We start from the raw sequence: 13,230 nt of genomic DNA, 5'->3' as shown, positions 1-13,230 counted from the left end.
ACCCAACTACGCATAGGCATAGTCGGCCCTGGTTTCGAGCCGTATCTGGCCGATTCAAAGACGGACGGGCTGCCACCCCGAACTTTCAACACCACATACGGAGACAGTTGCGCAGTGACGATCCATGCCCGGACACCGTGGACTCCCAACAAGCGAGCGATCCTCGAGGCGATGAGCGACGGTGAACCGCAGTGGGCCGAACGCCTCTACAAACAGCTCGCCATGCCACGTCGCAACAGCGTGTCGCACGCGTTCACCTGGTTCCACCGACACGGCTACCTCAACCACGTTCACGGCGACGACGGATACGTCGTCATCGGCACCGATAGAACTGACCAGAAGTACGTGATCACCGACAAGGGTCGCGAAGCCGCCAACAATCTCGATGCCGGTTTCGACCTCCTCAATCCTTGACCCCGCCGCGTAATCACCGAAGCTGCTGCGGCGGACGATGGCAAACGGCACGCCACCCGATCGCTCGTGTCCGGCATGGCTGGCCAACCGTCGCGGTTTGTCATCAAACCCGCTATTTAATGGCTGACGTCAACCAACGCCACCCGCGCACCCCAACGTCAGTAACCGATATCACAGCCACAAATGGCCCGATTCTCGATGTATCCGCTGTTCAGGGGCTTGCTGAATCAACGACACCCAACACTGCCAACCTTGACAATGACACCCATCGCACGCTAGCCCTTTGCGAGTACATGGAGTTACCCATGTGCTTGCGAAATCGGTCGTCACTGGCCGAGGGCGTACAGCTGCGTGCCGCGCTTTTCCAGCACCGTGGTGCCGAGTACGGCGAGTGAGATGGGGGAGTTTTCGGAGCCCTGGCGATGCACCGGGATGCGGGCTGTCTCGGCGCCGGATGTCGGGTCGAGAGCGGCGAGCGCTCCGGTCACCGGAACGAGCAGCTTGCCTGCCATGAATGCGGGTCCGCCGAGGGCGTTCGGGGTGGTCCACAGTGGGTCGAAAGTGCTGGCACTCAACGCGATCACGCTGTTGCCGGTGAAAACGAAGAAGGCGGAGCTGATGCGAGTTGTCGTCGCCTTGTCGGTCAGCGGCGCGGAAAGTTGGTGCACCATAAGCAGATTCCCGGTGCCGTCGTAGACGGCGAGCCGTGGTGTCGCGGCTTCCACGCCCGGGGCTGCGGGCCCGCCGGGTAGGTACAGCACAATTCGGTTGTCCGACACCGCGATCACCCGGGCGTCGGCAGAATCGGTCCCCGGCCCCATCAGCACGTGCGAGCCGTGTTCCTCGGGGACGGTGTTGTCTTTCGGTGCCGGGTTGAGCACGGTCAGCCGGTCGGCAGGGTCTTCCGGGCAGCGCTCCAGTACTGCGACCCGAGAGGCGCTCGACCCGGCCGACAGTAGGGAGCAGCCCTTGCGTGGTTGAGTTTTCACATTCACCGGCGCGTCGACATAGCCGTATTCGAGGGTGCGCACCAGATCCGAGCGCCACATCTCCAGCCGCTGCGGTCCCTTGGCGAGCACGTAGGTGCCGTCGACGGACAACTGCAGCGTCTCGTCCATGTAGCTGCTGCGAGCGGTGCGCCGCGAACCGTCCTCGCCCGCGAGCAGGGTGGCTTGGCTGCAGCCCCGCTGATCCCGGTACACCGCGACCACCGTGCCGAATTGCGACTCCACCCCGCACAACGGCATGTCGCGGCGATACAGCCACAATTGCGCACCGGACTGCGGATCGCGGCCGACGACGGTGCCGTCATCGCCGGTGATCACCGCGCCACCGGCGACGAGGGCGCGTGCGGTTGCCGCGTCGGGCGCGTGCCACAGTTCGTGCAGGGCAGTCGGCAACTGTTCCGCGGCGGGCGGCGTCGACACGGGATGTTCCGCGGTCAGCGACTCGGTGCCGTTGGCGTCGCCGCGCGCCCACACCAACGCCGCCGCGATCGCCACGAGCACGGCGATCGCGACTGCGGAGATGATGTCGGCGCGCGTCCGCCGCTCAGGTTCGAGCACGATTGCGAGAGTAGCGGATCCGCCGGACTAGACGGATGCCGTGGCTGTGGCGCCTACTTCTGCGGTGATCTCGTTGCCGTTCTCGCCCACGGGCTTGCGCCGACGACGTCGACGTCGCGCGGGCTGGTCGGCCGCCGCGGCGTCGTCACCGCCGTTGTCCGCGCTCGCGCGCACCTCGGCGGTACCGTTGTCGGAGCTGTCGGCCACGGCGGTGCCGTTGTCGGCACTACCGATGTCTGCACCGTCGGTGTCCGTGGTCGCGTCGGCATCCCCTGCGGGTTTGCGCCTACGGCGACGTCGACGGGCAGGCTTCTCGGCGTTCTCGTCCTCGGCCTCGCCGTTGTCGACGGGTGCCACGGTCTCGGAGGACGTTGCGACCGCGCCGTCCTCGGTGCCGGTGACATCAGCCGGGTCGATCGGCTCCCCGGCCCTTGTCCGCCTGCGGTTGCGCTTGCGTGGGGCACGCGCGGGCCGCTCGACTACAACGGCGTCCTCGTCGCGCTCCACCTTCGGCTTGCGGACGGTGCCCGTCACGCCCTCCGGGATGCCGAGCTCCGAGTAGAGGTGCGGTGAGCGCGAGTACGTTTCCACCGGCTCCGGGATACCGAGACCGAGCGCCTTATCGATGCCCGCCCAGCGATTGAGTTCGTCCCAGTCGATCAGGGTGATCGCGACGCCGGTGCGCCCGGCACGGCCGGTGCGGCCGATCCGGTGCACGTAGGTCTTCTCGTCCTCCGGGCACTGGTAGTTGATGACGTGCGTGACGTCGTCGATGTCGATGCCGCGCGCCGCGACATCGGTCGCGACCAGCACATCGATGGCGCCCTTGCGGAACTTGGTGAGCGCCTTCTCCCTGGCGATCTGTCCGAGGTCACCGTGCACCGCGCCGACGGAGAACCCGCGCTCGGCCAGGTCGTCGGCCACCTTCTGCGCGGTGCGCTTGGTGCGCGTGAAGATCATCGTCGCGCCGCGGGTCTCGGCCTGCAGAATGCGGGCGATCAACTCGCTCTTGTCGAGCGCGTGCGCGCGGTAGACGAACTGCGCGGTGCGGTCGTGCACGGCGGAATCGTGCGGCTCCTCGGCCCGGATGTGCGTCGGCCTGCTCAGGAAGGTGCGGGCCAGGGTGATGATCGGGCCCGGCATGGTCGCCGAGAACAGCATCGTCTGACGCTGCGTGGGCACCATGCCGAGAATGCGCTCGATATCCGGCAGGAAGCCGAGGTCGAGCATTTCGTCGGCCTCGTCGAGGACCAGCACGCCGACCTTGCCGAGGATCAGGTGGCCCTGATCGGCCAGGTCCATCAGGCGGCCCGGGGTGCCGACCACGACGTCGACACCGGAGCGCAGCGCGGCGATCTGGGACTCGTAGGGACGGCCGCCGTAGATCGACAGCACGCGTAGCGGGCCCTGATGGTTCTTCAGGTACTTGCTCGCGTTCTCGAGATCCTGGGTGACCTGGATGCACAGCTCGCGGGTCGGCACGATGATCAGTGCCCGTGGGGTGCCGTCCAGCGGTGTGGTTCCGGTGTCGGCGGTGGCAATGCGGTGCAGCAGCGGCACACCGAATCCGAACGTCTTACCCATGCCGGTGCGCGCCTGACCGATGAGATCTTCACCGGCGAGCGCCAAAGGAAGGGTGAGTTCCTGGATCGCGAAAGTGCGTTCGATTCCGATCTCGCCGAGTGCGCGCACGATTTCCTCGCGCACGCCCAATTCGGCAAAAGTCGGTGCAGTGTGGGTTTCGTCCAGTTCGGCGGTCAGCAGCGTGTCTGCCAAGCCCGGTTCCTGTTCGACAGTGATCTTGCTCAGGTTCGTGCCTTTCCTCGTTAGCGCGTCACGCGCGCACGAGGCGTGGGGCGGACCGGTCGGCCCGCGACAACCACGTATCCGCCTGTGATGCTCACTCCGGCTACAGCCTGATGTCAGCGGGTGCCGTACGGCAGCTACCTGGAGACATCGGCGCGGCGCTGTGGTGATGCGGATCTGGTGCGCGCACATTTTCCTGGACATCGAAAACCTCGCACCCGGTGCCCGTGTGACCATGCGATCCGGCGACTCGGTCGGGCGAAACTTTTCGTTGTCCGCAGTGATTGTAGCGTGATATTGTGCACGGCTCGAATTGCCGCCGCGATAAATTCGACACAAAAGTCCGGTTTCCTCGTGCGGCTCGCCGACGTACGCTGCGCCACATGGCAATTCATCTTGCGCGGCGAATCTGGACCAGCCTCGAACCACTGCACGACGTGGTGTATTTCGGAGCGCCGATCAAGGACGCCGGAGTCGCGATCGGCCTGCGCGGATATTGGCAGACATACTTCGCATTTCGGGCTGCCCCGCTCGGCGCTGTGACGGCGGGCACCGTGGTCGCGACCTTTGCCGGGTTCCACCCCGACATGGTCGGTAAAGCGCTGCCGGATGCCTGGACCAGGTCCACCCCGCAGCAAAGCCTCGAGGCCAGGCTCGCCGTGTCGACCGGGCTGTTGCGTGGCGCGGGTGCGGGGAATGCCGAATGCGCGCGCGGCGTCGAGTTGCTGACACCGGTGCTGCGTGCGGCGGATCCGACCGGGCGGGCGCTGTTCGCGGCGAATGCCGAATTGCCGTTGTCGGAGGATCCGGTCGCCGCGCTGTGGCAGCTCACCACGTCGTTGCGCGAGCACCGTGGTGACGGGCATGTGGCCGCGCTGGTCGCGCACGGACTGACCGGTGCGCAGGCGTTGGTGATTCAGGTGGCCGCAGGCAAGGTGCCGGCGTCGGTCATGCGGTCCGCGCGCGGATGGTCGGAGCAGGAGTGGTCCGACAATGCCGACGAATTGCGCGCACGCGGCCTGATCGAGGGCGAGCCGACGAGTCCGTCACTGACGGTCGGCGGTGCGGAGTTGTCGCAGCGGGTCGAAGCGAGCACCGACGATGCCGCATGGAACGGCGCGCTCTCGACCTTGTCGCAGGATGCGAGTGCTGAGCTGATGTTTGTCCTCGCACCACTGGTGAAGCAGGTACAGGCATCCTTGGTGCCGCCGATCAACCCCATCGGAATGGGGCACGCGTAGCCGCAAACCCGACTTGCCTGTTACCGCCGGTATCACAGTGTGAGAGATTCTTGTCTGTGAGCCTCGCAGACACCGTCTCCATTGCCGCCCGCAATGCCTGGGCGCTGACCTTCGGCCCCGGCATCGAGGCGCCGGACCCCACCCCGTCGACGGTGCTTTCCGATGAACCGCACCGACAGCTGCGCCGCTTCGAAGGCCCCGAACTCGCCGGCGCCGCACCAGAGTCGGCGGTCCTGCTCGTGCCGCCGCTCGCCGCGCCCGCCAGCTGCTTCGACCTGCGGCCCGATCAGAGCCTGGCCCGGTTCCTGCTCGACACCGGCCGCACGCCGTATGTCGTCGACTACGGCGAGATCACCTTTGCTGATCGGCGGATGGGCTTCGAGGACTGGATCGACGACATCCTGCCGGAGGCGATCCGGCGCACCTCCGCCGATCAGGACGGTCGGCCGGTCGATCTCGTCGGCTGGTCCATCGGCGGGACGTTGGCGCTGCTCGCCGCCGCCGCACACCAGCAGCTGCCGATCCGGTCCATCACGGCGGTCGGCTCGCCGCTGGACTACGACAAGATGACCGGCATTCCGCAACTGCGTGCAGTCGCCAAGCTCACCGGCGGAATCGCGACCTCGACGGCCGTGCGCGCGGCGGGCGGCATCCCGGCCGCGCTGACGCGGTTCGCCTACAAGGTCACCGCATGGGACAGGGAACTGACCCGCCCGTGGTTCGTGGCGAGCAATATCGCGCGCACCGAAACGTTGGCGAGGATGGAGACGATCGACCGCTTCATGGCCGAGATGCCGGGGTATCCCGGCCGCTTCTACGGCCAGCTCTGGGGCAGGCTGATCCTCAACAACGACATCGGCCGCGGTGTGGTGCACCTGGGCCGGCGACGGATCGAACTGGCACAGGTGACTGCGCCGGTGCTGCTTGTCGGCGGGCCGACCGATGTCATCACCCCGGCCGGCGCGGTCGAGGCGGGCACTCGGACCCTCGCCGGCGCCCAGTCCGTGCGCTACGAAACGGCCCCGGGCAGCCACCTCGGCATCCTCGCAGGCCTGACCGCTCGCGACACCACCTGGACCTATCTCGACAAGTTCCTGCGGGAAGCTGCGTGAGTCGGGTACTAGGCTGTGTGGCATGGGAGCCCAGTCATCTGCCGCGCTAGATGTTTCGTCCATCGCCGCTGGCCACTCGGGGGTCACCGAGCTGTTCGCGGTGCTCGCCTACGGTGAGATTTCCGCCTTCTATCGATTGGCCGAAGAGGCCAAGCTGTCCCCGACACTGCGCGGCAAGGTCGCGGTCGCGAAGATGGCGGCCGCGGAGATGCGGCACTTCGAGACCCTGGAGTCGGCACTGGCCGAGCGCGGCCTCGACATCTTCGACGCGATGGCGCCTTATGTGCGCGCACTGGATGCCTACCACGACTCCACCGACCCCTCGACCTGGCTCGAGTCGATGGTGAAGTTCTATGTCGGCGATGGCATCGCCGCCGACTTCTACACCGAGATTGCCGGCGCTCTTACTCCCGAGGTCGCCGCCGTGGTCCGGGACGTGCTCGCCGAGACGAGCCACTCCGAATTCGTGGTGGAGGAGGTGCGGCGCGCGGTCGCGACCAGCCGCTCCGAACGCGACCGGCTCACCCTCTGGGGCAGGCGGCTGCTCGGCGAGGCCATCACCCAGGCGCAATACGTGATGGCCCAGCGCGACGAACTCACCGAGCTGGTGCTGACCGCGACCGGCGATCTCAACGGCATCGCGGCGCTGTTCGAGCGCATGCAGGCCAGCCACGCCGAACGCATGGCCGTGCTGGGTATCTGACCCGGTTACTCGTTGACGGCGCGCTTGGACACCAGGCGCAATTCCGGGACGCGGACCTGGGCGTGTGCACTGAGCCAGACCATGATGCTCTGGTCGTTGCCCGCGTCCAGCGTTTCGAAGGCGACCTTCATGGCGCCGTGCTCGGGATGGTCGAGATCCAACTCGGCGACGAGGCGCTCCTGCAGGCGATGCGGCTGCCAGCGCCCCGCGAAATCGGGATGGTGATGCAATGCCTCGATCAGCTCGAGCAGCTGTTCGTCGCCGGGCCAGCGCAGTTTGGCCCGGCACAGCTCGGCCGAGAAAACATCCGCCGCCTCCGACCAGTTCCGCACGACCTTTCGTGCCAGCGGGTGCATGAAGGTGTACCAGGCCAGATTCACCTGCGCCGGATCGTCGAGCAGGCCGAGCGGGGTCGCGAGGTCCTCCCATGCCGGATTCCAGCCGAGCACGTTCAGCCGTCGGCCGACGACGAAGGCCGGCGTGGGATGCAGCGCCCGCAGGATCGTCTGGATACCGGGGCTGAGGGTTTCCTCCGCGGACGGGGTCTTGGGGCACCGTTCCTCGTTGCTGGAGGTCAGGGCGAGCCAGCCGAAGTGATTACGGTCCTTGCCTTCCAGCAGCAGCGCCTTGGCCAGCGCATCGATCACCGCCACCGAGGGATTGGTGTCTCTGCCCTGTTCCAGCCGGGCCAGGTAGTCGGCGCTGACCCCGGCACGGACCGCGACTTCCTCGCGGCGTAGCCCGGGGGTGCGGCGGCGCCCACCCTCGGGCATCCCGACATCCGACGGCCGCAATTCGCCGCGGCGCGCGATCAGGAATTCCGCGAATCCGTTTCGTGCCATGTTTCCATCGTGCCTCGTCCTGGGATGGTTATCCGCGCCCTGTCAGGTCCAGGATAACGGCGGTCTGGCTACCCGATGGCGGCGCGACAATCGTCGAAGCATGACAATTTCTGAATCCAATACCGCAGCCGCCACTTCGCTCAGCACGGGTTCTTGGGCGCTCGATCCGCTGCATTCCTCGGTCGAGTTCAGCATCAGGCATCTGGGCATCGCCAAGGTCCGTGGTCGGTTCTCGCGTTTCGAGACCGAGTTCGTCGTCGACGAATCCGGCGCGGCCACCATCGGCGCGGTCATCGATCTGGACTCCTTCGACACCGGTAACGCCGATCGGGACGCCCACGTCCGCAACGCGGATTTCCTGGATGTGGCCAACCGGCCGACGCTGTCCTTCCGTGCCACCGAACCGGTCTTGATCACGGAGTCGTTCGTGGTGGAGGGTGTGGCGACGCTCGGCGCCGTCACCAAGCCGATCACGCTCGAGGTCGAGTGGGGCGGGGTGCAGGAGTTCGGGGCCACCGGCGATCGGCACGCCGGATTCTCGGCGACCGGCACGATCAAGCGCACCGATTTCGGCGTCGGCGGACCGCTGCCCGGCATGCTCAGCGACACCGTGAAGATCGAACTGGAAATCCAGCTCATCGAGCCCAAGTAACCGGCGCGGCCCTGTTCGCTGAGAGCGCAGGTGGTCGTGTGCCTGCGCGAGGTGGCCCTGCACTAGCCTTGATCGGACAGCGAAGAGCGCTCGGGCGGACCACGGTCCGCACGCCGCACAGGACTCTAGGTTCGGAGGTTGGCCGTGGAGGTCAAGATCGGTATTTCGGATAGCCCGCGGGAGATCGTGATCGTCAGCTCGCAGACTCCCGACGAGGTCGAGGCGCTGGTAACCGGTGCGTTGAGCGGCGAAAGCGGCGTTGTGGCGCTGACCGACGAAAAGGGGCGCAAGTTCCTGATCCAGGCCGCCAAGGTCGCCTATGTCGAGATCGGCACGCCCACCGGCGGCCGGGTCGGTTTCGCCGCCGTCTGAGCTCGTCCGCCGCGTATTCGGGCCGAACCACCGGGTGTCGCAACTGTCGTTTCGAAGGACGACGGTTGCGACACCCGCTGCGTTTCATCGGACCTGCCGTACGAGCAGACGAAATCGGTCGTCCCGGAAGAGTCTCCGGAACGACCGATGAATGCGGGGAAACGCTCAGCCGATGGGGTGCAGCGGCACGTGTGACAGGCCACCCCAGGCCAGCTGGACGGTGGTGTCGACCGCCTCTTCCTTCGGGATCGGACGGTCTGCCTCGAGCCAGTAACGGGCGGTGAACTGGCTGGTGCCGACCAGGCCGACCGCGAGGATCCTGGCGCGATACGGGTCCAACCCGGAATCGTGCGCCACCAGATCGAACACCGCGTCGACACAGGCCTCGGTGGCCTGCTCGACCCGGCGCTGCACCTGCGGCTCGCTGGTCAGATCCGACTCGAAGACCAGCCGGAAGCCCTGCATCTCATTGTCGACGAAGTCGAAATACGCCTGCACCGCGGCGCGCACTCGCTGCCGGTTGTCGGTGGTGGAGCGCAGCGCCTGCCGGACACTCGACACCAGCATGTCGACGTAGTTCTGCAGCACCGCCAGATAAAGTTCCAGCTTGCTCGCGAAGTGCTGATAAAGCACCGGCTTGCTGACGCCTGCACATTGGGAAATCTCGTCCATACCCGCGGCGTGGTAGCCGCGCTGGACGAAAACTTCGCTTGCCGCCGCGAGCAGCTGTAGCCGTCGCTCGTCGCGTGGAAGCCGGGTACCGCGTTTGGTCGGTGCCACGGCGGCGGACGACGATCTGCGGGACGTCATCCGGTCCACGAGGTCAGTCATTTTCGGCTCTCCCAGTCGATGCCCCGGCAAGAGGGGATGTACACCGGGTATCCCAAGAACGATACCCGTTCATCGACCATATGCGGACCCGGGTTCCCACTCCTGCCCGCTGGTGAGAAATGTCGCAGCAAACCGCGTCTGGAGGTGTGCCCGGCTTTCGGGTCTTGTGTGTTGTGAGAGTCTGGTGTGTGTGACCGACCGACCGGAAAGACCCGGCGGCGGGCGAAATGCGCACCGCCCCGCCGGCTCCGACGCGTCCGGTTCTGCAGGGGCAGGCCCCCCGGCGCGGTCCCGAACCACCCGTGATCCAGGCAGGGTCGAGGTCTATGACCCGCTGAGTCTGTACCAACCCGCGAACCGATCCCACCAGCCGTTGCGGGCCCGCTGGGATCCCACCGCACCCGACGAGGGCCGTCAGCGGCCTCGGCCGGAACGCGATACCAAAAAGCAAAGTGCACTGGGCAGATTCGTATCCACTTATGGTTGGCGCGCCTATGCGCTTCCGGTGCTGTTCGTGGTCACCGTGCTGGTGATCGTGGACGCGGTGCGCAGCGGACCGGACGCGGCGGGCACTGCGAGCGGCGCGCCGGGATTCGGGCGGCTGAGCCCACACGCCGCATCCGCCGGCATCATCGGCGCACCGCCCGGCGACGGCCACTTCCCGACCGATCTGCCGTCCGGGGCACTGCCCGACGGTGGCGCGTTCACCGAAATCGGTACCGGCGCTTGGCATGTGGTGCCGGGAACCACCGGGCAAGTCGGTACCGGCACCGAGTTCAAGTTCAGCTACACCGTCGAGATCGAGGACGGAGTCGACACGTCCGGATTCGGCGGCGACCAGTCCGTCGCCAAGATGGTCGACTCCACCCTGGCCAACCCGAAGAGCTGGGCGCACGACAGCAAGTTCGCTTTCCAGCGCATCGATCAGGGCCGACCGGACTTCCGCATCTCGCTCGCCTCGCGCGAATCCTCGCGCAAGGCATGCGGTTTCGACATCCCGATCGATTCCTCATGCTTCAACGCCGACCAGCACCGGGTGGTGCTCTCCGAGGTGCGTTGGGTGCGCGGCGCGATCGCCTACGAGGGCGACATCGGCTCCTACCGGCAGTACCAGATCAACCATGAGGTCGGTCACGCCATTGGTTACCACCAGCATCAGCCCTGCGAGACCGACGGTGGACTTGCGCCGGTGATGATGCAGCAGACCTTCGGCATCAAGAACAATGACATCGCCGCGCTCGATCCCGACGGCGTGGTCCCGATGGATGGCAAGCGTTGTCGCTTCAACCCCTGGCCTTACCCCCGCGGTTAGAGCGGCCCGCGAATGCGGGACGATGGGGCGGGAAGAACGGTCCGGTCGTCGGTGTTGGATAAAGAGGAGCTGCGCCAGGAGCGCAACTACCGCACTGCGATCGGCCAATTCGATTCGAGGAGTCCTGGACGTGTCATCACCTAAGTCCCTCCCGCCGCTTGTCGAGCCGGCCGCGGAGCTGACCAGGGACGAGGTCGCCCGCTACAGCCGTCACCTGATTATCCCGGATCTGGGGGTGGACGGGCAGAAACGGCTGAAGAACGCCAAGGTGCTGGTGATCGGCGCAGGCGGACTCGGCTCGCCCGCGCTGCTGTATCTGGCGGCTGCCGGTGTCGGCACCCTCGGCATCGTCGAGTTCGACGAGGTCGACGCCTCGAACCTGCAGCGGCAGATCATCCACGGCGAGTCCGATATCGGCCGCCCGAAGGCCGACAGCGCGCGCGACTCGATCCTGGAGATCAATTCCGGCATAGACGTCCGGCTACACAAGATCCGGCTGGAGCCGGAGAACGCGGTCGAGTTGTTCGCCGATTACGACCTGATCGTCGACGGCACCGACAACTTCGCCACCCGCTACCTGGTCAACGACGCGGCGGTGCTGGCGGGCAAGCCCTATGTCTGGGGCTCGATCTATCGTTTCGAGGGTCAGGTCTCGGTGTTCTGGGAGGACGCACCGGACGGCCGCGGCATCAACTACCGCGATCTGTACCCGGAGGCGCCACCGCCCGGGATGGTGCCTTCCTGCGCCGAAGGCGGCGTGCTCGGCGTGCTGTGCGCCTCGATCGGTTCGGTCATGGTCACCGAGGCGATCAAGCTGATCACCGGTATCGGCGAGCCGCTGCTCGGGCGGCTGATGGTGTACGACGCACTGGACATGAACTACCGGACCATCAAGCTGCGCCGCGATCCGGAGCGCCGGCCGATCACCGAGCTGATCGACTACGAGGCGTTCTGCGGTGTGGTGTCCGAAGAGGGCATGGCCGCCGCGGCCGGTTCCACCATTACCGCGCGTGAGCTGAAGGAGCTCATCGATGCGGGCAAGGAGATCGAGCTCATCGACGTCCGTGAGCCGGTCGAGTGGGACATCGTGCATATCGATGGCGCCACGCTGATTCCGAAGGACCGCATCCTCTCCGGTGATGCGCTCTCGGAACTGCCACAGAACCGGCCGATCGTGTTGCACTGCAAGACCGGTGTCCGGTCTGCGGAGGCTCTCGCCGCACTCAAGCGCGCCGGTTTCGCCGACGCCACCCATCTGCAGGGTGGTGTCATCGCCTGGGCCAACCAGGTCGATCCTTCACTGCCGGTGTACTGACGCGTTCCTGCTCCGGCGCCGCTCGGGTCCCGTCATGGGTCCCGGCGGCGTCGTCGACGGGCCGTCGGATCCTACGGCGCGGCGTCCTTTATGGGGCAGATGCTGGGAGTACGGTACGGCCGTGACTTCTGTGGAACCTCCCGAGCACGTGCGTGCCACGTTCGGTCTGCGCGAAGTGACCCCGGTTTCGCTGGGAGATTGGGACGGCGGCTGGCGTCTCGGTGATGTGGTGCTCAGTCCCGTTGCCGATCATGCCAGAGCGGCGTGGTCGGCAAAGGTGCGCGAGACATTGAAGGTCGACGGGTTGCGACTGGCCCGCCCGGTCCGTGCGACCGACGGCCGGTATGTCGTATCCGGTTGGCGCGCAGACACTTTCCTGGAGGGGATTCCCGAGCCGCGCCACGACGAGGTGATCTCGGTATCGCTGCGACTGCATCAGGCCACGGCGAAACTGGAGCGGCCCCGTTTTCTGGTGCAGCCGCCGGTGGCACCGTGGGTGGACGTGGATGTGTTCGTCGCGGCCGACCGTGCCGCCTGGGAGGCGGTGCCGCTGCGCAGCCTGCGGTCCGGGGGCACGCCGCCGGCCACCTCGCAGGACGGCGTGCGCAGCATGGAGCTCATCGGCCAGTTGGCCACCTTGCGCAAGCCGGTGCAGTCGCCTGCCCAGTTGGTGCACGGTGACTTGTTCGGCACCGTTCTTTTCGCAGGCGCGCTCACCCCTGGCCTCACCGACATCACCCCCTATTGGCGCCCGGCGCCATGGGCGGCGGGGGTCATCGTGGTGGATGCGCTGGCGTGGGGCGGTGCCGACGACGGCCTGCTCGAGCGCTGGTCCGATCTTCCGGAATGGCCCCAGATGTTGTTGCGCGCGGTCATGTTTCGGCTCGCCGTGCATGCACTGCACCCGCGGTCGACCCCGGAGGCCTTCCCCGGTCTCGCTCGCACCGCGGACATGGTCCGACTCATGCTCTGAGGAGTTGTTGATCTTCTGCTGCGGCCCACCGGGAGGGGGGACTGTGGCCTGCGTCACGATTGCTCTATGCTCTGACAACCGCTGCGGTCCGG

At 66.6% G+C, this 13,230-nt stretch carries 13 protein-coding genes; 9 read left to right on the top strand and 4 right to left on the bottom strand.

Features of this window, described 5'->3' with window-relative positions; all coding sequences use genetic code 11:
• Positions 1-114: 114 nt before the first annotated feature.
• Entirely contained in the window at positions 115-414 is a 300-nt protein-coding gene (locus ACLMAL_RS13055) for a hypothetical protein (RefSeq protein ID WP_411999314.1), read from the top strand.
• Positions 415-740: 326 nt separating this feature from the next.
• Here the strand turns inward: ACLMAL_RS13055 and ACLMAL_RS13050 are convergent, their stop codons facing one another.
• Positions 741-1,979 (bottom strand): hypothetical protein, encoded by a 1,239-nt coding sequence (locus ACLMAL_RS13050; protein WP_411999313.1) that lies wholly within the window; start codon positions 1,977-1,979, stop codon positions 741-743.
• 27 nt (positions 1,980-2,006) lie between these two features.
• Complete coding sequence (locus ACLMAL_RS13045; protein WP_411999312.1) at positions 2,007-3,755, bottom strand: DEAD/DEAH box helicase; 1,749 nt, start codon at positions 3,753-3,755, stop codon at positions 2,007-2,009.
• A 413-nt stretch (positions 3,756-4,168) separates the two neighbouring features.
• Between ACLMAL_RS13045 and ACLMAL_RS13040 the strand changes: the two genes are divergently transcribed.
• The 3 genes from ACLMAL_RS13040 to ACLMAL_RS13030 are packed head-to-tail and all read left to right on the top strand — an operon-like array spanning position 4,169 to position 6,841.
• On the top strand, positions 4,169-5,026 hold the full coding sequence (locus ACLMAL_RS13040; protein WP_411999311.1) for an SCO6745 family protein: 858 nt from the start codon (positions 4,169-4,171) through the stop codon (positions 5,024-5,026).
• A 56-nt stretch (positions 5,027-5,082) separates the two neighbouring features.
• On the top strand, positions 5,083-6,138 hold the full coding sequence (locus ACLMAL_RS13035; protein WP_411999310.1) for an alpha/beta fold hydrolase: 1,056 nt from the start codon (positions 5,083-5,085) through the stop codon (positions 6,136-6,138).
• A 22-nt stretch (positions 6,139-6,160) separates the two neighbouring features.
• Positions 6,161-6,841 carry a ferritin-like fold-containing protein gene (locus tag ACLMAL_RS13030; RefSeq protein ID WP_328405294.1) on the top strand — a complete coding sequence of 227 codons (681 nt, stop codon included), beginning with the start codon at positions 6,161-6,163 and terminating at the stop codon, positions 6,839-6,841.
• 5 nt (positions 6,842-6,846) lie between these two features.
• Here the strand turns inward: ACLMAL_RS13030 and ACLMAL_RS13025 are convergent, their stop codons facing one another.
• Positions 6,847-7,683, bottom strand: coding sequence for a helix-turn-helix transcriptional regulator (locus ACLMAL_RS13025; protein WP_411999309.1), 837 nt, complete (start codon positions 7,681-7,683; stop codon positions 6,847-6,849).
• Positions 7,684-7,783: 100 nt separating this feature from the next.
• Here ACLMAL_RS13025 and ACLMAL_RS13020 point away from each other — a divergent pair, with 100 nt between their 5' ends.
• Together ACLMAL_RS13020 and ACLMAL_RS13015 are read left to right on the top strand one after the other, a co-directional pair.
• Positions 7,784-8,335 carry a YceI family protein gene (locus ACLMAL_RS13020; RefSeq protein ID WP_411999308.1) on the top strand — a complete coding sequence of 184 codons (552 nt, stop codon included), beginning with the start codon at positions 7,784-7,786 and terminating at the stop codon, positions 8,333-8,335.
• A 144-nt stretch (positions 8,336-8,479) separates the two neighbouring features.
• Positions 8,480-8,707, top strand: a complete 228-nt coding sequence (locus tag ACLMAL_RS13015) for a DUF3107 domain-containing protein (RefSeq protein WP_328405288.1) — start codon at positions 8,480-8,482, stop codon at positions 8,705-8,707.
• A 165-nt stretch (positions 8,708-8,872) separates the two neighbouring features.
• Here ACLMAL_RS13015 and ACLMAL_RS13010 read toward each other — a convergent pair whose 3' ends face one another.
• Positions 8,873-9,538 (bottom strand): TetR/AcrR family transcriptional regulator, encoded by a 666-nt coding sequence (locus ACLMAL_RS13010; protein ID WP_328405286.1) that lies wholly within the window; start codon positions 9,536-9,538, stop codon positions 8,873-8,875.
• 190 nt (positions 9,539-9,728) lie between these two features.
• Here ACLMAL_RS13010 and ACLMAL_RS13005 point away from each other — a divergent pair, with 190 nt between their 5' ends.
• From ACLMAL_RS13005 to ACLMAL_RS12995, 3 genes are all read left to right on the top strand, one after another.
• Positions 9,729-10,850 carry a DUF3152 domain-containing protein gene (locus tag ACLMAL_RS13005; protein WP_411999307.1) on the top strand — a complete coding sequence of 374 codons (1,122 nt, stop codon included), beginning with the start codon at positions 9,729-9,731 and terminating at the stop codon, positions 10,848-10,850.
• A gap of 130 nt (positions 10,851-10,980) precedes the next feature.
• Positions 10,981-12,165, top strand: coding sequence for an adenylyltransferase/sulfurtransferase MoeZ (gene moeZ / locus ACLMAL_RS13000; RefSeq protein ID WP_411999306.1), 1,185 nt, complete (start codon positions 10,981-10,983; stop codon positions 12,163-12,165).
• A gap of 121 nt (positions 12,166-12,286) precedes the next feature.
• Complete coding sequence (locus tag ACLMAL_RS12995; RefSeq protein ID WP_328405282.1) at positions 12,287-13,138, top strand: TIGR02569 family protein; 852 nt, start codon at positions 12,287-12,289, stop codon at positions 13,136-13,138.
• Positions 13,139-13,230 lie beyond the last annotated feature (92 nt).

The organism is Nocardia sp. CWNU-33, from assembly GCF_046764895.1.
Taxonomy (GTDB): Bacteria; Actinomycetota; Actinomycetes; order Mycobacteriales; family Mycobacteriaceae; genus Nocardia.
This window is presented reverse-complemented; position numbering and strand designations above follow the sequence as displayed.